Source organism: Salinimicrobium oceani (genome assembly GCF_012037645.1).
Genome location: NZ_JAAVJR010001638.1, coordinates 1 through 285 on the forward strand (window position 1 = coordinate 1; position 285 = coordinate 285).

Below are 285 nucleotides of genomic sequence, written 5' to 3' on the forward strand. Positions count from 1 at the left end.
TAGATCTTACGTCAAAGCTATTAAACTGGGCTGCATTACCGGTAGGACCAGGATAATCATCACCCAACTCTGTTCCTACCAGGTCATAATCGTCATTGTTAAAAGCATAAGCTGTTCCACCAATCATAACATATTTACTGCCGTCGAACCTTACGTCCATAGTTTCGGTACCAGGGCTACCGTCATAAATTCTGTAGCTCACTTCGTAAGTTTGACCTTCCATATCGGGGAAATTCTCACTTAAAACTACGTTTATAGCATCAAGGATCATTTCATTGCTCCAGT

1 pseudogene is annotated in these 285 nt (G+C 41.4%); it reads right to left on the reverse strand.

Features of this window, described 5'->3' with window-relative positions:
• Positions 1-271 (reverse strand): annotated as a pseudogene (locus HC175_RS23415) (hypothetical protein); the annotation flags it as partial.
• Positions 272-285: the final 14 nt, after the last annotated feature.